A 22,555-nucleotide genomic window follows, 5' to 3' on the forward strand; every position below is an offset into this window, starting at 1 on the left:
GGTTTCGGGTATTAAAAAAATAAAGTCATGAAATATGTTACTTTGATTAAAGATTACTCCAAACTGAGTGAATCAAACCTGGACTTGAAAGGCGGAAAAATTATTGCCGCTTTAACCGGAAACACCGATTTCCCGGCCACTTTGCCTTCCCTGGCCGATTTTACTTCGGTAAAAAACACGTATTCGACCAATTTGATAGCGGCATCCAACGGCGACCGTGCAGCGATTGCCCTCAAAAACCAGGATAAAGATTCGCTGCTGGGTGCGATGCGTTTGCTGGCTATTAATTTGGAAGGCTTGGCCTTGGGCAATCAGGCAAAATTGGTTTCTACCGGGTTTGACCTGGCTGGTAATGGCGAAAGCGTACCGGCGATGCTGGCACCAACCGGTTTTAAACTGACGGACGGCCTGAACCCCGGCGAAATAAAATCTACCGTAAAAGGCGTTGCGCAGGCCATTATGTACAGTCACGAATATTGCCTGACCGCACCGGATGAGAACGCGGTTTGGGTTACCTGGGTAACTTCTACGGTTACCACGGTGTTTACAGATTTGCCGGGCGGAACACGCGTTTACGTCCGTGTAGGTGCCATTGGCCGCAAAGATCAGCTGGCATACTCGCCTGTATTATCGCGGATTGTGCAGTGATTGGTTTGTTTTTTATGGGGATAAAAGAAGCATTGGGAGTGGTTTGTCCTGATGCTTTTTTAATTATTTTGTATTCGATCGGGCTTTTAGTCCTCTTCTCTTTCTTTTTCCTTGATGAAAAAGAAACAAAAAATCAAGGCAAACCCGATCGCCTCCGGGCGTTTTGCCGGGCAGCCGCACCTGGGTGGTTACTTGTCCTGTGGCCCTGTAAACTTCATAACTGCAAAAGCTAAAAAACAGGTGGTAAAAGAAGCATTCAATAAATGTTAATAACCGACTTGAAGGCCGTTTGCAAGATCGCCACCTTTAAGGTAACCACCCAGGTGCGTTGGCCTGAATGCCGCCCGGAGGCGATCCGGCATTCTTGAATTTTTGGTTCTTTTTGTTCAAGCAAAAAGAACGTAAAGCCAAGCAACCGAAGGTTTGCTTTTGGAAAACATGCTTCTTTTACCATACGGTTTTTGATCAGGAACTGCGTTCCCTCTTCTTTTTCTTTTTGCTTGATCAAAAAGAAACAAAAAATCAAGGCAAACCCGATCGCCTCCGGGCGTTTTGCCGGGCAGCCGCACCTGGGTGGCTACCTGTATGGCGGCTTTGCAAACTTCATAACTGTAAAATCAAAAAAATAGGTGATAAAAGAAGCATCTGACAAAAAACAAAAAGCCGTCATAAAGATCAGCTGTGAAAGGCCGTTTGCAAGGTAGCCACCCAGGTGCGTTGGCCTGAATGCCGCCCGGAGGCGATCCGGCATTCTTGAACTTTTGGTTCTTTTGTTTCAAGACAAAAGAACGAAGCTCAAGCAACCGCAGGTTTGCTTTTGTAAAACATGCTTCTTTTACGATACATTTTTTGATCGGGTCTGCAACCCTCTTCTATTTCTTTTTCCTTGATGAAAAAGAAACAAAAAATCAAGGCAAACCCGATCGCCTCCGGGCGTTTTGCCGGGCAGCCGCACCTGGGTGGTTACCTGTCCTGTGGCCCTGCAAACTCTATACTTTAAAAGTTAAAAAATGGGTGGTAAAAGAAGTATCTGACAAAAAACAAACAGCCATCATAAAGATCAGCTGTGAAAGGCCGTTTGCAAGATCGGCACCTCTAAGGTAACCACCCAGGCGCGCTGGGCCGAATGCCGCCCGGAGGCGATCCGGCATTCTTGAATTTTTGGTTCTTTTTGTTCAAGCAAAAAGAACGAAACAGCAAGCAACCGCGGTTTGCTTAATCAACCATACTTCTTTTACCATACATTTTTTGATCAGATTTTTAATCCTTTTCTTTTTCTTTTTCCTTGATGAAAAAGAAAAAAAACTAAAAATGGACGGATGCCAAAACAGATTTATGCTCGCCCAAAACCCAGCCTTTTCCCGGTTTTATCCGTCCGGATCTTTCCGTCGGCCCAAACCAGATTACCGGAAACTATGGTGTGCGTTATTTTAGATTGAAAGACCTGCCCATCAAACGGGCTCCAGCCGCATTTATACAGGATGTTTTCTTTGGAGACTTGCCAGGGAGCGTTTAAATCGACCAAAACCAAATCTGCCCAAAAGCCTTCCCGCACAAAGCCACGTTTTTCTACCTGAAAACAAATGGCCGGGTTGTGCGCCATTTTTTCGGCAATCTGTTCTAAGGTAAGCTTTTTTTGATGCACTAATTCCAGCATGGCCGGCAACGCGTGCTGCACCAGCGGGCCGCCCGAAGGTGCTTCCGGATAAGGTTTTTCTTTTTCTTCGGAAGTGTGCGGCGCATGGTCGGTGGCGATCACATCAATCGTTCCATCTAAAACGGCTTGTAAAACGGCATCGCGGTCGGCCGTGGTTTTGATGGCCGGGTTCCATTTGATCAGGTTTCCTTTGGTTTGATAATCCTCGTCCGAAAACCACAAATGATGTACACAAGCTTCGGCCGTGATTTTTTTATCTGCTAAAAGAAGCATCGATTTAAACAGATGGATTTCGCGTGCGGTAGAAATATGCAGCACATGCAAACGCGTTTGGTGTTTTTTGGCCAAAGCTACAGCCATTGACGATGAAATATAACAAGCCTCGGCACTGCGTATTTTGGGGTGAAGCCGAACCGGTAGGTTATTGCCGACTAATTGTTTGTAATGACGGAGGTTTCCTTTGATCGTGGCTTCATCTTCACAATGCGCGGCAATCAGCATGGGCGATTGGGCAAATAAATGTTCAAGCGTTCTTGGGTTGTCCACCAGCATGTTCCCGGTTGATGATCCCATAAAAACCTTGACACCGCAAACGTTTTCAGGATCGGTTTTTAAAACTTCGTGCAGGTTATCGTTAGAAACACCCATGTAAAAAGAGTAATTGGCCAATGATTTTTGCGCGCCCAACTGATATTTGGCTTCCAGTAATCCCTGCGTTAAAGTGTTCGGCACGGTGTTCGGCATTTCCATAAAAGAGGTGATGCCGCCAGCCACCGCCGCCCTTGAGCCGAAAGCGATATCCTCTTTATAAGTTAAACCCGGCTCGCGGAAATGCACCTGATCGTCAATACAACCGGGCAGCAAGTGCAAACCTTCGGCATTGATTTCCTGATCGGCCTGCCGGTTGACAGAAGGCGCAATCTGTTCGATAAACCCGTTTTCAACAAACAGATCGGACACAAAAGTTTTGCCTTCGTTTACAATTGTTGCAGCTTTGATTAAGATGGATGACATGTTCAAAGATAAAGTTAGGATGCGTTATTTAACAGAAAATCCGTTAAGTTATTGCAGTTTTACTGATTGCAGAAACAGGCTAAAAAGAAAAACTGATCTGTTTAAACCATCCCGGCCCCTTCCGGCTCCAACAAAAACTAATTTTAACTTTGTCCACCAAATTTTACCCCATAAAAGAAGCATGAAAAAATATACGTTGTACCTCCTTTTACCTTTGGTTTTTTTGTTGAGCCGCTGCGGCGTGAACAAACAGCTTGAGCAAGCCAAAGCCCTGGGCAAATGCCGTTTTGAACTGGTTTCTGCAGATAGCGTTTACCTGGCCGGCATGAACATAAACCAGTTGGAAGGTCAGGACAACATCAACCTGGGCAGTTTGCCGCGTTTGGCCATGGGTTTTATCACCAGAAGTATCCCGCTGGATGCCCGGCTGGTTTTAAAGATCACCAACCCAACGGCAGAAACGGCGGCCATCAACCAGTTTGAATATAAAATTTTGCTGAAAGGCAGCGAAGTGTTTACCGGTTATGTCAACCATCGGGTAGAAGTTGCGCCGGTTGGCGGCACTACGCGCGTACCGATTGTGATCAGCACCAACGCTTATCATTTGATAACCGACCCGCAAACCCGCGATGCTTTTGCAGATTTGGTCCAGAATTTTTCGGGTGCCAAAAACGCGCGCAAAACCGTGGTTACCATCAAAATAAAACCTACTTTGGATTTGGGCAACAAAGCAATTGGTTTTCCGGGTTATATCACTTTTGAGAAGGAAATTGGGCGGTAGTTTTTACAGGTAGTTTCTCTTATAAATAAAATCTTAAAAAAGCAGACCGGGTTCTCCTTAGCTCAAACCACTTTATTCAAATTGGCAGATGAATTGTTCTGCCTGATTATCTCCCTTTCGGCAAATATTTCGCTATTGATTTTTTATAAATATATGCTTGTAAAAGAAGCATTTATATTTATGAAAAATAAACTATATTTATTCGGTTGGATTTGATGCTGGTTTCTATCTTGTCATCTGGTTGAATTGTATCGTCAGATCAATCAGGCTTCAATTTGTTTCTGGCTTCTTCCTTAACGAAATCAAATAACACAGCATGAAAAAACCTATACTCTTTTTCCTTTTGATTTTTATTGTGCACAACGGCTACTGTCAGCACACAGATTCATTAAAAATTGATGTCGGCACAATCGGTACTGTTGCCAAGAATGATTATCAGCCTTTGTGGCTGGTTTCCAATCGCTGGGGCGCGATTACTGATCAGCAATATGATGCTTCTACTTTTTTTGGGTTTAGCAACAATCATTATTTTGGTAAAAAGTATATCAGTAAATCCAATCCAACGGGCATTTTACGACCTGAGTTTTATTTAAATTACGGTGCTACGGTTATTATTAATAATCATTTTAAAGATGTTACGCTTCAGGAAGGTTATGTTAAAGCCGGTTATAAATACCTGGAAATCCGTGCCAGCCGTTTTAAATACATTCCTGGCGAAGTAGATCAGGATTTGTCCAGCGGCTCGTTGGGGGTGAGCAGTAATGCACTGCCCATTCCGCAAGTCACTATCGGATTAACAGATTATGTAAATGTGCCTTTTACCAATGGCTGGCTGCAAATTAAAGGACAGATAAGCCATGGCTGGCTGGGCAATAATCGTTTTTTAAATTCTTACTATCACGAAAAAAACCTGTACCTGCGGGCAGGCAAAAAAAGGTTCAAATTTTTTGCGGGCCTGCAACATTATGCAGAATGGGGCGGCAGAAGAGATGGCATTGAGTTAGACCGCTCGTTTAAAGGTTTTTTAAACGTATTTCTCGCTAAACCTAATGCTGATGACGGTTCTGGTATCGATCCGACGCAGGCGCAATATGCGGTTTATTATGCCGGAGATCAGCGCGGCATTTTTGAAGTAGGATTTGATTTGGAAACAAACAACCACTTACTGCATTTTTATCATCAAACCCCGTTTGACGGAAGCTGGGGAGTGGATATCAGAAACATTGATAATTTGTCTGGGATCAGCATCGTCCCGAAAAAGGAAAAAGCGGTTGTAAAAAAAGTATTGGCAGAACTTATTTACACCAAACAAGCCGAAAATTACGCTCCTGTTGATAACCGCCAAGCTTATTATAACAACGGCTATTACAAAACCGGCTGGGAATATAATAATATGATAATTGGTACACCATTATTTATTAACCGCTACAGGGCGCAGGATTATGTTTATTTTCAGCAGAGAAGTATCAAGCCTTTTGACTGGAACAGCCCTAATATTCCGGGAAATTCAAATATCATCTACAATCAAATTGTTGGCGCAAACCTTGGTTTACTGCTTCAATTTAGCAATAAGTTTTCCGGCAAAACCAAAATTACTTATACCAACGGACAGTACCAAAATAGCGGCCCCAACCTCAGTCAGTTTTATACTTTACAGGAATTGTATTACCGGCTTTCCAACAGTTTAAACCTTTCTGCTGGTTTTGCTTTGGATGCCGGAGATTTTACCAACAATGTAGGCGGTTTGGTAGGTGTGCACTGGCAATTTAAAAAGGCTTTGAAAATGTGAGAAACAGTAACTTATTTTTTTCAAAAACTTTAACTTTATTTTCTGCCAGGTGAAATTTTTGGTGATAAAAGAAGCACTACATATATTATCTGCTTCGCTTCTCAAAACACTACTTCCTCCTCCAATTTCCCCAAAAAACAAAACCTTATCTTTGCCGGATGCCTGTAACTTTTGAGGACTTTAATTTTAACCGGCAAATATTGAACGCCGTTGCCGATGCAGGTTATACCGAACCAACGCCTATTCAGCAAAAAGCAATTCCGCCCATCCTGAACGGTCAGGACGTGATGGGCATCGCCCAAACCGGAACCGGAAAAACGGCCGCATACGTGTTGCCTTTGCTGATGAAACTGAAATTTGCACAAGGTGATGCGCCGCGTGCTTTGATTATTTCGCCTACGCGCGAACTGGCGATGCAAATTGCCGAAAACATCAGGGCTTATGCCGTAAATACAGATTTGCGGACGGTTGTTTTATACGGAGGCTTGGGGCCGAAAACGCAGATCGGGCAACTTGAAAAAGGCGTGGACATTATTGTTGCCTCGCCGGGCCGTTTTCTGGATTTGTACCTGGCCGGGCATATCGTTACTAAAACTTTACAGGTTTTGGTTTTGGACGAGGCCGACAAAATGATGGACATGGGCTTTATGCCGCAGATCAACCGTATTTTGGAAGTCGTTCCGCGTAAACGCCAAAACTTGTTGTTCTCGGCCACCATGAGCGAAAAAGTGCATCTTTTGGCAGGTAATTTTCTGGAGTTCCCAACCGTGATCGAGGTTACGCCGCAAGCCACACCAGCCCAAACCGTAATACAGAAATTGTTTTTTGTGCCGAACATGAAAACCAAGATCAACCTGCTGAAAAAGTTGCTGGAAGATCCTGAAAGTATTACCAAACTGATCATTTTCTGCAAAACCCGGCAATCCGCAGAAGACGTTTTCAAGTTTCTGGAACGCAAACTGGGGCAAGACCAGGTTAAAGTTTTACATGCCAATAAAGGACAGAACACGCGCATCAACTCCATCAATTCCTTTAAAAACGACGAAGTAAAAATATTGGTTGCTACCGATGTGGCTTCGCGCGGCATTGATGTGAGTGCTGTGAGCCACGTGATCAACTTTGATGTTCCGGTGGTGATTGAAGATTATGTGCATCGGATTGGAAGAACCGGCCGTGCTTTGCAATCCGGCGAAGCGATTACTTTTTGCGTTCCTTCAGAAGAATATTACCTGAAGAAAATAGAAAAACTGATCCGGCAGAAAATAGAAATTTTGCCGATCCCCGAAGGAGTTTTTGTAGAAGAAACCGGCTATGATGAACGCCAGGAACAGAACAAGGAAATTGACTTGCAGCTGCGCAAAGATAACCCGGATTTTAAAGGTGCTTTCCACGAAAAAAAACTCTCGAACCAAAAAAGCACCCTGCCAAAGAAAAAAGATGACCGTAAATTTAAAGCCACAAAGAGATCTCCGGGGAAAAAATTTAAAAATTAATACTTCTTTTGCAGCATGAAATTCAGGCTAACCCCGCTCAACCTGGCAACGGCCGGCTTTATTGTGCTGGCTGCGGATATCTGGATCAACGGTGCAAAACTGGCCGGTGGCCAATATCAGCATTTTGGCAGTGCCATCAGCTGGATGTTTTTGCTGTTTGCCTTTGCTGTGGCTTTCCTGGACATCACGTTTAGAAATTTATTCCCCGAAACCAAAAAACTATGGATTGTAGAATTGAGTTTAATGGCCCTTACCACCGTAATGTATTTGTTAGTTAGCTGATAATTAATGGTTTATAGTTGATAGCTTTTGGCAATCAGCCCCGCACCTCAAACCCCACACCTCCTCATGAAAAAAGCAGAAATAAAACTCACCATAGAACTGGACGATCAGAACGTACCGGAAAAAATCACCTGGGAATCTACCGATTCGGCCTCAAAAGAAGCTTTGCCGGTTGCCGCATTTAATTTAGCTTTGTGGGACCATCAATATAAAAACACGCTAAAAATCGATTTGTGGACGAAGGAAATGCCGGTAGATGAAATGAAACGTTTTTTTTACGAAACACTGCAAACCATGGGCGACAGCTTTTTGCGTGCCACCGGCGAGAAACTGATTGTAGAAGATTTGCGCGATTACTGCGCACATTTTGCCGATAAAATGGAAATAAAACAAGGATAAAAACAGTATTATGGCACCACGCAATTTCATTTCTTTAGCAGGTTTTATTTTGTTGATTGCCGGGCTGTTCAGTCCGCTGATCAGTCCGCTGGGTTTGGTAAAATGGGATCTTTTCAACCTGAACAAAACTTTTGCCGTTATCGTTTTATTGGTTGCCATTGCGGGTTTGGCTGCAGCAATTATCCGCAACAATCAACTTTTAAAACTTTCCGGCTGGATCAGTTTGGCTCTGGTTGTTTTGGTTTTTATCGCTGCCGTGATGAAAGTGCAGACCGCTTTCAGTTTTATCCCTTTCCCCAAACTGGCCAATACAATGTCGGGTTTTATCCATTACCGCTGGGGCTGGTTTTTGCTTTTTGCAGGTGCAATTATGGGTTTGCTGGGCAGCTTTGGTTTAAAGAAGAGTTTGCATACAACCGTTAAATAAATTTTACCGATGCTGTTTTTAGCACCTAAATTTCGGCAACTTTAAACGGTTTTATTTCGATTCGGTCCCAAACCTTTTCGGTTATATACGGATCGTTCTGCAGCCATTCCTGCAGGTTTTCGGGCGTTTCAAACTGCACGATCATCGTCGAGCCGATCATTTTTCCTTCCTCGTTCAACATCGCGCCGCCAATAACATAATGATCCTTACTTTTCAGCTTTTTTACAGTTTGCAAATGCGCCGGGCGCGCGGCCATTCTTCGTTCAAAAGCATTTTCGTCCGTAAAATCCTGCGCGCTGATCAAATATTGTTTCATACTGTTTTTATCGATATAATTTCAGGCTAAAATAAAGTGGTTTGTGCTTTTCCGCAAATGACGGATTCGTGCTGCAGCAGCCATTTTTTTCGCCATAATCCACCGGCGTAACCTGTCAGTTCGCCGTTTGTGCCGATGATGCGATGACAAGGCACCACAATCCACAATTTGTTTTTACCGTTGGCAGATGCAATGGCACGAATGGCCAGCGGATTGCCAAACCGTGCTGCCATTTGCGCATAACTTTGGGTTTTGCCGAAATCAACTTTGGTCAACCCCTGCCAAACCTGCTGCTGGAAAGCTGTTCCGGACTGGGCAACCGGAAAATCGAAAATGCTTCTTTTACCGGCAAAATATTCTTGTAATTGTTGTACGGCAGTTTTCAGCAATTCAGTTTCAGGCTGGATGAGTTGCACTTCTTCTTCCAAAAAAACAACAGAACTGATCTGATTTTCAGTTTCATCAATTTTCATGATCCCGATGGGCGAAAGGTAATGCGCGTACATATCTCAAATTAACATAATTTTAAACTGATTCTGGCTTACTATATTTGCTGCCGATGAATTTGTTCAACCAGGTCAAGTTTTTACTGCGGAAGGAAATCCTGCTCGAATGGCGTGCTAAATACGCTTTCAACGGTGTGCTGCTTTACGTGGTCTCTACTGTTTTTGTGTGCTATATTTCGTTCAATTTATCACCGGGCTTCAGCCAAAACCAGGGTTATCCAATTGTATGGAACGTACTTTTCTGGATTATTTTATTGTTTGCTTCTGTTAATGCCATTGCCAAAAGTTTTATGCAGGAAAACAGCAACCGGCTTTTATATTACTACACCATCGCCAGTGCAAAAGCCATTATCCTGGCCAAAATAATTTATAACTGTTTACTGATGATGCTGTTGAGTACGATGGCTTTAATCGTTTATTTATTGTTTTTTACAAATAATTTAGGCGATCCGTTGTGTTATTATCTGGCCGTTTTAAGCGGCAGCATCAGTTTTTCGATGGTTTTTACCATGCTTTCGGCCATCGCTTCCAAAGCCGGGAACAACGGCACACTAATGGCGGTTTTGTGTTTCCCGATCATCATTCCGGTTATTTTGGTTTTGGTCCGTTTCTCCAAAAACGCCATGGACGGTTTGGACAGAAGTGCCAGTCAGCACGATATTATTGTGCTGGCGGGCATCAATGCCATTGTGGTTGCAACTTCACTGATCCTGTTTCCATATTTGTGGCGCGACTGATGCTTCTTTTACCGGTATAAATTAGTCGTCATCATCTTTTTTCTTCTTCTCCAAAATCACAAAAGCACTGCGGCGCGGCGCGGGCATCACGGCATTTTCGCCTTTTACGGCTTTCCAAACTACATCGTTCAGCTCCAAATCCGGCACAGCATCTTCTTTTGCCAGATTAAAAGTTGCAGAGCGTTCGGCACTTTTGTTCCAGGCCACATTTCGTTTTTGGAGATCAACTTGCGCAGCTTTAGCTTGATACAGAGAAAAATCCGGCTTGGCAGAAAAACAGCTGAACAACGGCACGGCCGCGGCATCGTACTGGCTCATCGGCGGCAAACCCAGTATCAGTTCCATTGTGCGCAAAATGCCGGAAGTGGAATACATGGTATGGTTTACAGAACCCTTTTTGATGTACGGACTAATCACAAAAGCTGGCGAACGGTGCGCATCTACATGATCAGAACCATTTTGCGCATCATCTTCCAGCACAAAAATCACAGATTCTTTCCAGATCGGGCTTTCTGCGATGTGCTCAACCAGTTTGCCCAAAGCCAGATCATTATCGCCCAAAGCCGAAATAACACTGATGGCCCCTTTGCGCTGTCCGCTGGTATGGTCATTGCTTAAACGGATGCTGCTGAACTGCGGCACGGCATTTTTTTGCAGTAAAGAATCAAAATCATGCGCCCAGATCCGCTCGCGTTCAACATCCGGAATACTTAAATCAAAATCCGGCGAAGCATTGCAAATGTGATTTTCCAACGCTTTGATATTCGCTTTTCCATCGCCTGCAAACTCGCCGTAGCTGCGGTAAGTGATGCCGGCGCGCTGACAATAATCCCAGATAAAACCTTTTTTCGGAAAAGCTGCCGGCCGCGTTCCTTCAAAATCATAATTGCCGCCACGGCCGCCGTAACTGGTTGGCCAGGTTTTCTCCACAAAATCCGTGGCATACGCGGCCGTGCTCCAGTTATGTCCGTCGGCACTCACTTCGGCATCTACATAAAAGTTGTCCAGCAGCACAAATTCGCGCGCCAAAGCATGATGGTTTGGAGTGATTTTTTCGGGGAAAATGCACAGGCTGGTATCGCCGTTCCCTTCTTTCATATCGCCCAAAACCTGATCGTAAGTGCGGTTTTCTTTGATGATGTAAAAAACGTGTTTGATGGGCGAGTTTTGTTTAGCATTGCGCGGAATCGGGTTTCCTGCTTCGCCTAAAGCTTCTTTTTCTACCTTTTTATTATAAGGCGTGTTGGCATAAACCCGGCGCGAATATTTTTTAAGCTGAACTTCGTTCGGTATTGGGATAAACGACAGAGTCCCTGTAAACAAACCGCCAATATATTCCGATCCTTTTGCGGCCTTGGCACCTGTCTGGTATCCGCTGTCGTCTGCTTTTACAATTGGTTTTGGCCCGTTTGGATTGGGCAGGGAAGAAAAACCTTTTCCGTTGGCCACTAAAATCGTTTTTCCCAAAACTTTCACATTGGTTGGATACCAGCCCGTTGGGATAAAGCCTTTAGAAAAACTTTTCCCCGGTTTGGAAACATCAAAAACAGCCAGACAGTTATTGTCCGCGTTGGCAATGTACAGTGTTTTTTCATCCGCAGAAAGTGCCAGCCCATTTGTGGTAGAACCGGTTAAAGCATCCGGGTACAAAGCTGCCGAAACCGTTTCGATCACTTTATTGGTTTTGGTGTTGATGATGGAAACCGAATTGTCATTTGCATTGGCCACAAACAAATACATACTGTTTTTACTGCGGATAATTTCGTTCGGGTGGTTTCCGGTGGCAATGGTTGCCGTGATTTTTTGGGTCGAAGTGTTGTAAACTGCAACTGCACTGCCGCCCCAAAGCGTGATGTACAATTGCTTTTTATCCGCAGAAAGCAGGCAGCTATATGCCTCGTGGCCCAATGCTGTTTTTACCAGGGTTTTTTTGCTGCGGAGATCAATTTCGTACAGCGAATTATCTTCTTTGGTAACCGCATATAGTTTTCCGGCGGCATCATCAAGCTCGATCCCGGTAGCACAGATTTTATTTTTTGGCCATTTCCGACCTAAAAAAATTGTATCCGGCGTGCCTAATTTTTGCTGACTGACCGGATAATTTAAAATCCAGTTGTCATTTCCGCCGGAAGCAAAAAGGTGCTTTTCATCCGCAGAAAACTTTAAACCGTACCAGGATTTCGGGATCACTTTCTCGTCGAGCAGCCTCTCGGTTTTCGGGTCGATGAGCTGGATGGTTTGTGTACTTTGCCCGTTGTTGGTTACGGCAAGCAGTTTTTTTGAAGCAGAAAGCTGCATGTTCAGTGGCAAATCGCCCAGCGGGATACTTTTTCCGGCGGGCGAAAGTTTCCAGCCGTTGGGCAGCAACACCGTTGGCAGATTTGGATTGTCTGTTGGCATTTGTGCGAACACTTTTCCGGCAAAAAACAACAAAACCACACTTATTTTAACAAGATTTTTCACGGCAGAAAGATTTGAAAACAAATATAGTCAAAGCGTTTTTGTATTGCTTAAAAGGCCGAAAACTTAACAAAACCTTAATCTTCAGGATATTGGCCGATGCTTCTTTTACCGTATAAATTTTGGTGTTTGGTTTAATTTCATCCTAAACATTGGTTCCTTCTTCCTGAACAAAACACTATTTTTGCCGTAAGGATTGCAAATCCGGTTTTTCATTTATGTTCCAGTCCCAAACTTTGTTTCAACAGGCAACACAATTGTTGCAGCAACTGATCGCCACTCCTTCTTTCAGTAAAGAAGAAAACGTTACCGCAGAAATCATCAACCGTTTTCTGACAGAACACGGCGTGCAAACAAACCGGAAAATGAACAACATTTGGGCCTGGAACCGGCATTTTGATCCGGCAAAGCCAACAATTTTGCTCAATTCGCACCACGATACCGTGAAGCCAAATTCCGGTTACACGCGCGATCCTTTTGATGCAAAAATCGAAGACGGCAAACTTTTTGGCCTGGGCAGCAATGATGCCGGCGGTTGCCTGGTTTCGCTGCTTGCTGTTTTTATCCACTATTTTTCGGCAGAAAACCTGAAATATAATTTTTGTTTGGCCGCTACTGCGGAAGAAGAAATTTCGGGCAACAATGGTTTGGAACTGATCCTTCCGGAACTTGGGAAACTGGAGTTTGGCATTGTGGGCGAACCTACACAAATGCAGCTTGCCATTGCCGAACGCGGTTTAATGGTTTTAGATTGCACTGCTTTTGGACGCGCCGGGCACGCCGCGCGCGAAGAAGGCGAAAACGCCATTTACAAAGCTTTGAAGGATATTGAATGGTTCAGAAATTACCGTTTTCCGCAGGAATCGGAAGTTTTCGGGCCGATCAAAATGTCGGTCACCATCATTAATGCCGGTTCGCAGCACAACGTGGTGCCTGCCACCTGCACTTTTACAGTGGATGTGCGCGTAACCGACGCTTACCGCAACGAAGAAGTTTTGGAGATGATCCGCCAGCACGTTGATTGCGAAGTGAAACCGCGTTCTATCCGCCTGAAACCCTCGTCCATCCCAAAAGACCATAAAATGATACAAGCCGGAATTGCCTTAGGCAGAAGCATTTACGGCTCTCCTACCACTTCAGATCAATCACTTTTGGATATTCCATCTGTGAAGCTTGGCCCCGGCGATTCCGGCCGTTCGCACATGGCGGATGAATATATTTATGTAGATGAAATCCGGGAAGGCGTTGAACTATACATCAAAATGCTGGATCAGTTGGTTTTGTAGAAAAGTTTATGGCCGGTGGTCTGTGGGTTATTTTCCTGAAAAAACATCGATAAAAACAGTATCAGGATTTCCAAAAAAACGATTCTAAAAAATTATGAAAATCTGGCAAAAAAATATTTCAGTCAATCAGTTAGTCGAAAATTTTACGGTTGGCCGTGATCGGGAGTTTGACCTGCAACTGGCCGCTTTTGATGTTTTGGGTTCCCTCGCCCACACGCAAATGCTAAAAAGTATCGGTTTGATGAGTGCCGGAGATTTGGTGTTGGTGCAGCAGGAATTAAAATCGATTTACCGGGAAATTGAAGCTGGGGATTTCAGTATTTCTGCGGAAGTGGAAGACGTGCATTCGCAGATCGAATGGCTGTTGACGCAGCGCATTGGCGATGCCGGCAAAAAAATACACAGCGGAAGATCGCGCAACGATCAGGTTTTGGTTGATCTGAAACTGTTTTTCCGCCATGAACTGGAAGAAATTGTAACACAAGTAAAAACCCTTTTTGATCTGCTGATCCAACTCAGCAATCAGCATAAAAACGTGTTACTACCGGGTTATACACATTTGCAAATTGCCATGCCGTCGTCATTCGGTCTGTGGTTTGGCGCTTATGCCGAAAGTTTGACAGACGATCTGGAAATGATTTTGGCCGCTTACAAAATCAGCAATAAAAACCCGCTGGGCGCGGCGGCCGGTTATGGTTCGTCATTTCCGTTGAACCGGACTTTAACCACCAGATTATTAGGTTTTGAAAGCCTGAACTATAACGTGGTTTATGCGTTGATGGGTCGCGGAAAAACAGAGCGGATTATTGCCCAGGCCATATCTTCTGTCTCGGCAACGCTGGCCAAAATGGCGATGGACCAATGTTTATATTTAAGTCAGAATTTTGCTTTTGTGAGCTATCCCGATCAGCTGACAACTGGTTCCAGCATTATGCCACATAAAAAAAACCCGGACGTTTGGGAAATCATGCGCGGAAAATGCAACCGGATCCAGGCTTTGCCCAATGATGTTGCCTTGATGACGGCCAATTTGCCTTCCGGTTATTTCCGGGATTTACAATTGCTGAAAGAACTGCTTTTTCCGGCTTTCGCAGATTTGAAAGATTGTTTGCAGATGGCCACGTTCATGCTCGAAAATATATCGGTAAAAGAAGCAATCCTGGAAGATGACCGCTATAAATATCTGTTCAGCGTAGAAGAAACTAACCGGCGCGTTTTAAGTGGCATACCCTTCCGCGAAGCTTACAAACAAATTGGTGCCGAAATCGAGAATGCTTCTTTTAGCCCTGAAAAAACAGTGAACCATACGCATGAAGGCAGCATTGGCAATTTATGCAACGAGGAAATAACGGAATGTATGGACGAACTGCTGGAGCAATTCCCGTTCAAAAAAGTACAGAAAGCAATCGAAAACCTGTTGAAATAATCATGAAAGGACAAAACAGAAGCGATATTTTTCCGGGTTTGGAAGTAGATATCATCCTGAAGAAGGATCAGCGCAGCGGCAAAAAGACCAGAGGTTTTGTAAAAGATTTGCTCACAAGTTCTGCTTTTCACTCCCGCGGGATAAAAGTGCGGCTTGAAGACGGGCAGGTTGGACGCGTGCTTGAGATTGTGGAGGAAGATTGAGACATTTTTTAAAAAATTATTTGTTTTCATTTTGAAAACTTTTTGTACATTTCAACTATATTTTGTAAATGAATGTAATAACAAAAAGAACCATACTTTATTATATAACCAAATATCCAATGGCTAAAACAGCATTGTTAACTTGGTTAGAAGAATTTAGTAGTTGTGCATTTATTAATCCAAATCAGTTAAAAGAAGTTTATGGTAACGCAAGTATCTTAATCAACCAAAGAGTTATTTTTAATATTAAAGGGAATGATTTCAGATTAACTACCGCGATCAATTTTAAAACTCAAGCCGTTTATATTATTTGGTTTGGTACACACAAAGAATATGATAAAATTGATGCAAACACTATTAAATACATTATAATCAACAATAATTAATTATGCAAAACTGGAAAGTTATTAAATCTGAACCTGATTATCAGCAGGCATTAGAACGCACGATTGAAATTTTTCATGCAGAGCCTGAATCTCCTGATTTTGAAGAATTAGAGCTTTTGCTTGTTTTAGTAAAGGATTATGAAGATAAAAACATTGTTATCCCAAGATTAGACCCGCTCGAGGTGGTTAAACTTAAAATGCAGGAAAAAGGAATTAAGGTTAAAGATTTGGAAAATATTATTGGTAGTAAAGGCCATGTTTCTCTTATTCTATCCGGTAAAAGAGAAATAACATTAAAAATGGCCAAAGCTTTACATTCCTTTTTAGGCATTCCGGCTCATATTTTTTTGTCTGGAAATGTAGCTTAGATAACAGCAATTCTTATCCCATAAAAAAAGCTGCTTCCTTATCAGAAGCAGCTTTTTTAACGATTAATGAATTTTATATCTTGGATTAGATAACTTGTACATTTACCGCGTTCAGGCCTTTTTTGCCACGCTCAACATCGTATTTCACTTTGTCGTTTTCACGGATTTGATCAATCAAACCGGATGAATGAACGAATACATCTTCTTCGCCGGAATTTTCCGGGATAATGAATCCGAATCCTTTTGTTTCGTTAAAAAATTTAACTGTACCTTCTTTTTGCATTGTAATTTTATTTATAATGCCGCTAAGGTAAAGATTTAATTCGGAATATCGTTATTATTATTTTACCATAAAGCTTACTAAATAATCTCCCCAAAGCATGTCCACTTTCCCGCTTTTATCAACGGTATAGGTTACTTTTTCTGCAAAAGACGGTGCCTTTTTACCTTTCACATCAACTTTTAAAGCATCTTCGCCTTTATTTTTTTCATAGTCAAAAGCACCCCATGTTTTCCATGTTTTGTTAAAAATCAGTGTCCATACATTTCCGTTTTTAATGGTAAAAAAAGCATATTTTCCGGCCGGAAGTGCTTTTCCGTTGATTTTAACGTTTTTATCAACCACAAAACTGGTTGCTTCGTTTGCACCTGTACGCCAAACTTTGCCTTCCATCGGCTCAAGGTCTTTACCAATGGTACGGCCTTTTACAGATGGGCGACTGTAATCAATTTCCACATTTACGCCGCTGTTGGTAGTGGTTTTTACAGTGTCCGGCAAACTTGGGCGCGGCCCTTTGTTGGTTTGTGCGTTGGCAGAATAAGTAGTAAATAAAGCACCTGCAAACAGGCACATCAATAATTTTTTCATGGTTTTTTATTTTTTTTGCTGAAACGAAGATGCAGAAAAATTGCGGATGAAAATATTTTATATGGAAATAGCAAACCCATCAGCCTGAAATTTACCTTGTAAAAGAAGTATTACACAAATAGTGTAATTGTTTGTTGCAAAACTTATTGCTTTGTTACCGTGTTCCAAAGAAACTATAAATAATCCCATCATGAAAAAAACCACTATAAAAACAGCATTTGTAGCGGCTGCAATCTCAGGTTCTGCCCTGTTTTTTGCGGCCAAGCCAATTTCTCCACAAACAAATAAAAACTTAAAAGTTGCGGACGACAGCGGTTTAAAACTTCCGGCCGGTTTTTCTGCCTTGATCGTAGCCGATAATTTAGGCCAGGCGCGCCATCTTGCCGTAACCAGTTCCGGCGATGTTTATGTAAAACTGAACCGGCCAAAAAACGGCAAAGGTATTTTAATGCTGCATGATAAAAACGGTGATGGCAAAGCCGATGACATCACCGGTTTTGGCAATTATGGCGGCACCGGCATGGCCATCAAAAATGGTTATTTGTATGCTTCTTCGGATGAAAACGTGTACCGCTATAAATTAGATAACAAGCAGCACGTTATTGACGGGGCAAAACCGGAAGAAATTGTGAAAGGTTTGCTTGCCCGCCATGAGCACGAAAGTAAATCCATCACGCTGGACAATGCCGGAAACATTTATGTAAACGTTGGCGCATACTCCAATTCATGTCAGGAAAAAGACCGTCAGAAAGGATCAATGGGCATGAAACCTTGTCCGATCCTGGATTCTGCAGGTGGCATTTGGCAGTTTAAAGCAGATAAATTAAACCAAACTTATGGCACAGGCACGCATTACGCCACGGGTTTGCGCAACGTGGTTGGTTTGGATTGGAACCAGCAGGACAACCAGCTTTTTGTGATGCAGCACGGCCGTGATCAGCTGCATGATATTTTTCCGGATTTATATACCGTTCAGCAATCTGCCGTTTTGCCCGCCGAGTGTATGTATGCCATCAAAAAAGGGGATGATGCTGGCTGGCCGTATTTGTATTATGACGAATTTCAGAAGAAAAAAATCCTGATGCCGGAATATGGCGGCGACGGCAAAAAAGAAGGTTCGGCAAAAGCGATCAGTCCGGTTATTGCCTTTCCGGGCCATTTGGCACCAAACGGATTGCTGTTTTATACCGGAAACCAGTTTCCGGCCAGGTACAAAAATGGTGCTTTCATCGCATTTCATGGTTCCTGGAACCGCGCGCCCGAACCGCAGGCAGGTTATTACGTGGTTTTTGTTCCGTTTGAAAATGGCAAACCGGCCAGCGATAAATGGGAAGTTTTTGCAGATAATTTTTCAGGCGGACCGGAAAAAACAAAATCCGGCCGTGCAGACCATCGCCCATGCGGTTTGGCGCAAGGCCCGGATGGTTCGATTTATGTTTCGGATGATTCTAAAGGGACAATTTACAAAATCAGTTACAACAAATAATTTATGTCGATCAAAAAAATATTCCTGATACTGTTTTTAGCACCTATTTCTTTGTGCGCCGTAGCGCAAATCAAAAAAAAGCCATCCCATAAACCGGTTGCTGCAGCCGCGATTGTTGATAAAGCTTCCGTAGCAAACGGGTTGATCGTTTTTACCCAAAATTGTGTTTCCTGTCATCAGGCGGATGGCGGCGGCGTTCCTCACATGAACCCGCCGCTGATCAAAACGCCCTGGGTTTTGGGCGATCAGACGCGCCTGATCAATATTGTTTTAAACGGTTTTAAAGAAGATGTAGAAATCAACGGCGACCGCTACTCTAATGTGATGCCTGCTTTCAACTATTTAAAAGATCAGGAAATTGCCGATGTGCTGACTTACGTCCGCAATAATTTTGGCAACAAAGCTTCGGCCGTTACTGTCAAAAAAGTTACGGCAACCCGCGCGGCAAAGAGCAAGTGAAATTTATACCGGTAAAAGAAGCATCAGAACACCACTGTTTGTAATGCTTCTTTTACCGGTATTTTTTACGTCTTGACCTAAATATTTCTATAACTTTCAATTATATATTTCATTTTTACAGGATGATAAAACAACCGATCATCACCGTAAAAAACCTGGTTAAAAAGTACGGTAATTTTGTGGCCGTCAACCAAATCAGTTTTGAAGTTTATGAAGGGGAAATATTTGGTTTGCTTGGCCCGAACGGTGCCGGAAAAACCACTACTTTAGAAATTTTAGAAACCCTGCGCGATAAAACTTCCGGAGAGGTTTTGGTAGATGGTTTTTCGGTTGATCACAATGCCGCTGACATTAAAAAACGGATTGGTGTGCAATTGCAGGCCGCAGGATATTATCCAAATTTGAACTTGACGGAGCTGATCGAACTGTTTTCCGGCCTGTATGGCGTTGCCGTTTCTCCGATGGAAATGCTATCAAAAGTTTCGCTTACAGATAAAGCAAAAGCGAGATATAAAGAGCTTTCCGGCGGACAAAAACAGCGTTTTTCCATCGCCACAACGTTGATCAACAACCCGCGGATTGTGTTTTTAGATGAGCCGACAACCGGTTTGGACCCGCAGGCACGCCGCAATTTATGGGATTTGATCCGCAATATACGTGATGCCGGAACAACGGTTGTCATCACCACACATTATATGGATGAAGCCGAAGTTTTATGCGATCGGGTGGCTTTTGTAGATGCCGGGAAAATTATTGGAATTGATACGCCCGATCATTTTATCGATCAATTGGTTTCTTCCGGTTTTGAACGGGAAAAGCAAGTAAAAAGTGCCAACTTGGAAGATGTATTCATCAATCTGACCGGAAAAGAACTGCGGGAAATGTGATCCTGATTTCAACCGATGCTTCTTTTATCTACCTTAATTTCATCTTCACCTTATGAATCAACCTCAACCCTACAGCAACGTAAAAGCTACACTGGCAATGGCAAAAGCCAGTTTCCGGTCTATTTTGCGCAGTCCGTCGTCCGTAGTTTTTACGCTGGCTTTTCCACTGATTTTTATCCTGGTTTTTGGTTTTATCGGTGGCGGCGGGATTACAGTCGATGTTGGTATCGCGAAAGACAACAATCAGCAAAACCCAATTTATAAAGCCCTGAAAAGTACCAAAGTGATTCATCTGGTGGAAACCGAATCTGCCGATGAAATGAAAAAAGACTTGGAAAAAGGCCGTCTGGATGGCATCATTAGCATCCAAAACAACGCCGGAAAACTGCCTGCTTACATTATTAATGTACAATACACCAAAGCTTCGCTGGAAAAAGGAAATATTCTAAAATCACTTTTAAACAATATTTTTTACCAGATAAATTTACATACGCCCAATGCGCCGCCACCGGTTGCAGAGCTGCGGGAAGTTACCGTGCAAGGCCGCGAGTACAAAACCATCGACTTTATTTTGCCGGGGCAATTAGGCTTTTCTTTGCTGAGTACGGGCGTGTTCGGTACGGCTTTCGTGTTTTTAAGCCTGCGGATTACACTGGTGATCAAACGCTTTTTTGCCACGCCGGTGCAGCGTTTCAGTATTGTTTTGGGTGAAGCTTTGGCGCGCATCACTTTTGCGCTGATTGGTGCTTTAATTATCATCCTGATCGGGCATTTTGCATTCGGTTTTACACTGATCCACGGTTTTATAACAGTAGTCAACATGCTCATTTTGGCAACCATTGGTATCATTGTTTTTATGGGGTTTGGATTTGTGATCTCCGGTATTGCCAAAAACGAAACTTCTGTGCCGCCAATTGCCAATATTGTTACGCTGCCACAATTCCTGCTTTCAGGCACATTTTTTTCGATCAGTGCTTTTCCCTCCTGGCTGCAGCCCATCAGCAAAGCGTTGCCTTTAACCTATTTAAACGATGCCATGCGAAAAGTGGCGTTTGAAGGTGCTGGTTTGTTGGATGTTGGCCATCAATTGCTCATCCTGGCCATTTGGGGGATTATTGTTTATGCAGTAGCCGTAAAAACGTTTAAGTGGGAATGATAAAATTGCAGCCATTAGCATCTGCTTTGAACTTTCTATTAAAATGCTTCTTTTACCATATAAATTATGGCAATTTGTATATTTGGCATCACACGAACAACAGTGTAGAATTTACACTAAGATTTTAAAATTCATTAAAAAACAATAAAAATGAGCTTAATAATTGACGTACATGCCCGCCAGATCCTTGATTCGCGCGGAAACCCTACCATTGAAGTAGATGTTTTAACAGAAAACGGTGCAATGGGCCGTGCCGCCGTTCCTTCCGGTGCTTCTACCGGTGTTCATGAAGCGGTGGAACTTCGCGACAACGACAAATCAAAATATGGTGGCAAAGGCGTATTAAAGGCGGTTGCAAATGTGAATGATAAATTGTCCAAAGAGCTTCAGGGCATGGATGTTTTTGAGCAAAACGAAATCGACAAACTGATGATCGAGATCGACGGCACAGAAAACAAAGGCAATTTGGGCGCAAACGCTATTTTAGGCGTATCACTGGCCGCTGCAAAAGCTGCCGCACAGGAAAGCCGTCAGCCTTTATATCGTTATGTTGGCGGCGTGAACGCAAACACACTTCCGATCCCGATGATGAACATCCTGAACGGTGGTTCTCATGCCGATAACAAAGTTGATTTTCAGGAATTTATGGTGATGCCGGTTGGCGCACCTACTTTTTCTGAAGCTTTGCGTTGGGGCGTGGAGGTTTTTCATACCTTAAAAACAGTACTGAAGAAAAAAGGCTATTCTACAAATGTAGGCGATGAAGGTGGTTTTGCGCCTGATTTTGCTTCTAATGAAGAAGCCATTGAAACTGTTTTGCAAGCCATTGAAGCGGCGGGATATAAGCCTGGCGAAGAAATTTTTATAGCGATGGACCCGGCAGTTTCCGAATTTTACGACAATGCTTCCGGTTTATATACGTTCAAAAAATCTGACGGACGCCAGCTGACCTCAGCGCAAATGGTAGATTACTGGGTTGATTGGGCAAACAAATATCCGATCATTTCTTTGGAAGATGGTTTGGCAGAAGACGATTGGGCCGCTTGGGCAACTTTGACGGAAAAATTGGGTTCCAAGATCCAGTTGGTTGGTGATGATCTTTTTGTAACGAACACCAAACGTTTGCAAAAAGGCATCGACATGCACGTTGCCAATTCTATTTTGGTGAAAGTAAACCAGATTGGTTCGCTGACGGAAACCATTAATGCCGTTACTTTGGCGCAAAACAATGGCTACACTTCGGTGATGAGCCACCGTTCCGGCGAAACTGAAGATTCAACAATCGCCGATTTGGCGGTTGCCTTAAATTGCGGACAAATTAAAACCGGTTCCGCTTCCCGTTCAGACCGGATTGCCAAATACAATCAATTACTGCGTATAGAAGAAGAATTAGGCAGCAATGCACGTTTTATCGGTAAAGATTTTAAGTTTTTGAAGAAGTAAAAATTTATACTGGTAAAAGAAGTATCACAAGCCGACGATGAGTCGGCTTTTTTTGTTTCAAAGGCTTTTATTTAAACC

At 43.2% G+C, this 22,555-nt stretch carries 26 protein-coding genes; 19 read left to right on the forward strand and 7 right to left on the reverse strand.

Annotated elements, in window-relative coordinates; all coding sequences use genetic code 11:
- Positions 1 to 27: 27 nt before the first annotated feature.
- Complete coding sequence (locus tag ACOFKR_RS10635; RefSeq protein ID WP_419800781.1) at positions 28 to 648, forward strand: hypothetical protein; 621 nt, start codon at positions 28 to 30, stop codon at positions 646 to 648.
- Positions 649 to 762: 114 nt separating this feature from the next.
- Positions 763 to 918 carry a hypothetical protein gene (locus tag ACOFKR_RS10640; RefSeq protein WP_419800782.1) on the forward strand — a complete coding sequence of 52 codons (156 nt, stop codon included), beginning with the start codon at positions 763 to 765 and terminating at the stop codon, positions 916 to 918.
- Here ACOFKR_RS10640 and ACOFKR_RS10645 read toward each other — a convergent pair.
- Together ACOFKR_RS10645 and ACOFKR_RS10650 are read right to left on the reverse strand one after the other, a co-directional pair.
- Positions 905 to 1,156 carry a hypothetical protein gene (locus ACOFKR_RS10645; protein ID WP_419800783.1) on the reverse strand — a complete coding sequence of 84 codons (252 nt, stop codon included), beginning with the start codon at positions 1,154 to 1,156 and terminating at the stop codon, positions 905 to 907. The genes ACOFKR_RS10640 and ACOFKR_RS10645 overlap by 14 nt on opposite strands.
- Before the next feature lie 825 nt (positions 1,157 to 1,981).
- Positions 1,982 to 3,319 carry a dihydroorotase gene (locus ACOFKR_RS10650; protein ID WP_419800784.1) on the reverse strand — a complete coding sequence of 446 codons (1,338 nt, stop codon included), beginning with the start codon at positions 3,317 to 3,319 and terminating at the stop codon, positions 1,982 to 1,984.
- 181 nt (positions 3,320 to 3,500) lie between these two features.
- Here ACOFKR_RS10650 and ACOFKR_RS10655 point away from each other — a divergent pair, with 181 nt between their 5' ends.
- From ACOFKR_RS10655 to ACOFKR_RS10680, 6 genes are all read left to right on the forward strand, one after another.
- Positions 3,501 to 4,100 carry a hypothetical protein gene (locus tag ACOFKR_RS10655; RefSeq protein WP_419800785.1) on the forward strand — a complete coding sequence of 200 codons (600 nt, stop codon included), beginning with the start codon at positions 3,501 to 3,503 and terminating at the stop codon, positions 4,098 to 4,100.
- 316 nt (positions 4,101 to 4,416) lie between these two features.
- Entirely contained in the window at positions 4,417 to 5,889 is a 1,473-nt protein-coding gene (locus ACOFKR_RS10660) for a capsule assembly Wzi family protein (protein WP_419800786.1), read from the forward strand.
- Between the two features lie 158 nt (positions 5,890 to 6,047).
- Positions 6,048 to 7,382 carry a DEAD/DEAH box helicase gene (locus ACOFKR_RS10665; RefSeq protein ID WP_419800787.1) on the forward strand — a complete coding sequence of 445 codons (1,335 nt, stop codon included), beginning with the start codon at positions 6,048 to 6,050 and terminating at the stop codon, positions 7,380 to 7,382.
- 15 nt (positions 7,383 to 7,397) lie between these two features.
- Positions 7,398 to 7,664 carry a hypothetical protein gene (locus ACOFKR_RS10670; RefSeq protein ID WP_419800788.1) on the forward strand — a complete coding sequence of 89 codons (267 nt, stop codon included), beginning with the start codon at positions 7,398 to 7,400 and terminating at the stop codon, positions 7,662 to 7,664.
- 66 nt (positions 7,665 to 7,730) lie between these two features.
- Positions 7,731 to 8,063, forward strand: a complete 333-nt coding sequence (gene gldC, locus ACOFKR_RS10675; protein WP_419800789.1) for a gliding motility protein GldC — start codon at positions 7,731 to 7,733, stop codon at positions 8,061 to 8,063.
- Positions 8,064 to 8,073: 10 nt separating this feature from the next.
- Positions 8,074 to 8,490: a hypothetical protein gene (locus tag ACOFKR_RS10680; RefSeq protein WP_419800790.1), complete on the forward strand. Its 417-nt coding sequence runs from the start codon at positions 8,074 to 8,076 to the stop codon at positions 8,488 to 8,490.
- Positions 8,491 to 8,515: 25 nt separating this feature from the next.
- On the opposite strand, the gene ACOFKR_RS10685 is transcribed toward ACOFKR_RS10680, so the two are convergent.
- Together ACOFKR_RS10685 and ACOFKR_RS10690 are read right to left on the reverse strand one after the other, a co-directional pair.
- Complete coding sequence (locus ACOFKR_RS10685) at positions 8,516 to 8,806, reverse strand: YciI family protein (RefSeq protein WP_419800791.1); 291 nt, start codon at positions 8,804 to 8,806, stop codon at positions 8,516 to 8,518.
- 26 nt (positions 8,807 to 8,832) lie between these two features.
- Positions 8,833 to 9,312: a methylated-DNA--[protein]-cysteine S-methyltransferase gene (locus ACOFKR_RS10690; RefSeq protein WP_419800792.1), complete on the reverse strand. Its 480-nt coding sequence runs from the start codon at positions 9,310 to 9,312 to the stop codon at positions 8,833 to 8,835.
- Positions 9,313 to 9,365: 53 nt separating this feature from the next.
- On the opposite strand from ACOFKR_RS10690, the gene ACOFKR_RS10695 reads away from it, so the two are divergent.
- The gene (locus ACOFKR_RS10695) at positions 9,366 to 10,049 is read left to right on the forward strand and encodes a heme exporter protein CcmB (RefSeq protein ID WP_419800793.1); all 684 of its coding nucleotides are present in this window, start codon (positions 9,366 to 9,368) and stop codon (positions 10,047 to 10,049) included.
- 21 nt (positions 10,050 to 10,070) lie between these two features.
- Here ACOFKR_RS10695 and ACOFKR_RS10700 read toward each other — a convergent pair whose 3' ends face one another.
- The gene (locus ACOFKR_RS10700; RefSeq protein WP_419800794.1) at positions 10,071 to 12,512 is read right to left on the reverse strand and encodes a bifunctional YncE family protein/alkaline phosphatase family protein; all 2,442 of its coding nucleotides are present in this window, start codon (positions 12,510 to 12,512) and stop codon (positions 10,071 to 10,073) included.
- Between the two features lie 215 nt (positions 12,513 to 12,727).
- Here ACOFKR_RS10700 and ACOFKR_RS10705 point away from each other — a divergent pair, with 215 nt between their 5' ends.
- The 5 genes from ACOFKR_RS10705 to ACOFKR_RS10725 all read left to right on the forward strand — a co-directional run bounded on the left by ACOFKR_RS10705 (position 12,728) and on the right by ACOFKR_RS10725 (position 16,178).
- Positions 12,728 to 13,795: a M20 family metallo-hydrolase gene (locus ACOFKR_RS10705; protein ID WP_419800795.1), complete on the forward strand. Its 1,068-nt coding sequence runs from the start codon at positions 12,728 to 12,730 to the stop codon at positions 13,793 to 13,795.
- A gap of 94 nt (positions 13,796 to 13,889) precedes the next feature.
- Positions 13,890 to 15,221 carry an argininosuccinate lyase gene (gene argH, locus ACOFKR_RS10710; RefSeq protein ID WP_419800796.1) on the forward strand — a complete coding sequence of 444 codons (1,332 nt, stop codon included), beginning with the start codon at positions 13,890 to 13,892 and terminating at the stop codon, positions 15,219 to 15,221.
- A gap of 2 nt (positions 15,222 to 15,223) precedes the next feature.
- The gene (locus ACOFKR_RS10715; protein WP_419800797.1) at positions 15,224 to 15,424 is read left to right on the forward strand and encodes a YwbE family protein; all 201 of its coding nucleotides are present in this window, start codon (positions 15,224 to 15,226) and stop codon (positions 15,422 to 15,424) included.
- A gap of 119 nt (positions 15,425 to 15,543) precedes the next feature.
- On the forward strand, positions 15,544 to 15,810 hold the full coding sequence (locus ACOFKR_RS10720) for a type II toxin-antitoxin system HigB family toxin (RefSeq protein WP_419800798.1): 267 nt from the start codon (positions 15,544 to 15,546) through the stop codon (positions 15,808 to 15,810).
- Positions 15,811 to 15,812: 2 nt separating this feature from the next.
- Entirely contained in the window at positions 15,813 to 16,178 is a 366-nt protein-coding gene (locus tag ACOFKR_RS10725) for a helix-turn-helix domain-containing protein (protein ID WP_419800799.1), read from the forward strand.
- A gap of 85 nt (positions 16,179 to 16,263) precedes the next feature.
- Here the strand turns inward: ACOFKR_RS10725 and ACOFKR_RS10730 are convergent, their stop codons facing one another.
- Together ACOFKR_RS10730 and ACOFKR_RS10735 are read right to left on the reverse strand one after the other, a co-directional pair.
- Complete coding sequence (locus tag ACOFKR_RS10730) at positions 16,264 to 16,461, reverse strand: cold-shock protein (protein WP_174290567.1); 198 nt, start codon at positions 16,459 to 16,461, stop codon at positions 16,264 to 16,266.
- 57 nt (positions 16,462 to 16,518) lie between these two features.
- Complete coding sequence (locus ACOFKR_RS10735) at positions 16,519 to 17,046, reverse strand: DUF2911 domain-containing protein (protein WP_419800800.1); 528 nt, start codon at positions 17,044 to 17,046, stop codon at positions 16,519 to 16,521.
- Positions 17,047 to 17,236: 190 nt separating this feature from the next.
- Here ACOFKR_RS10735 and ACOFKR_RS10740 point away from each other — a divergent pair, with 190 nt between their 5' ends.
- The 5 genes from ACOFKR_RS10740 (at position 17,237) to eno (ending at position 22,477) form a co-directional block, all read left to right on the forward strand.
- Complete coding sequence (locus ACOFKR_RS10740; protein ID WP_419800801.1) at positions 17,237 to 18,532, forward strand: PQQ-dependent sugar dehydrogenase; 1,296 nt, start codon at positions 17,237 to 17,239, stop codon at positions 18,530 to 18,532.
- Positions 18,533 to 18,535: 3 nt separating this feature from the next.
- A complete protein-coding gene (locus tag ACOFKR_RS10745) occupies positions 18,536 to 18,991 on the forward strand; it encodes a c-type cytochrome (protein ID WP_419800802.1) in 456 nt (151 codons plus the stop codon).
- 122 nt (positions 18,992 to 19,113) lie between these two features.
- Complete coding sequence (locus ACOFKR_RS10750) at positions 19,114 to 19,878, forward strand: ABC transporter ATP-binding protein (protein ID WP_419800803.1); 765 nt, start codon at positions 19,114 to 19,116, stop codon at positions 19,876 to 19,878.
- A 52-nt stretch (positions 19,879 to 19,930) separates the two neighbouring features.
- Positions 19,931 to 21,034 (forward strand): ABC transporter permease, encoded by a 1,104-nt coding sequence (locus ACOFKR_RS10755; protein WP_419800804.1) that lies wholly within the window; start codon positions 19,931 to 19,933, stop codon positions 21,032 to 21,034.
- Between the two features lie 150 nt (positions 21,035 to 21,184).
- On the forward strand, positions 21,185 to 22,477 hold the full coding sequence (gene eno, locus ACOFKR_RS10760) for a phosphopyruvate hydratase (protein ID WP_419800805.1): 1,293 nt from the start codon (positions 21,185 to 21,187) through the stop codon (positions 22,475 to 22,477).
- Positions 22,478 to 22,555: the final 78 nt, after the last annotated feature.

This window comes from Mucilaginibacter sp., assembly GCF_965201005.1.
GTDB lineage: Bacteria > Bacteroidota > Bacteroidia > Sphingobacteriales > Sphingobacteriaceae > Mucilaginibacter_A.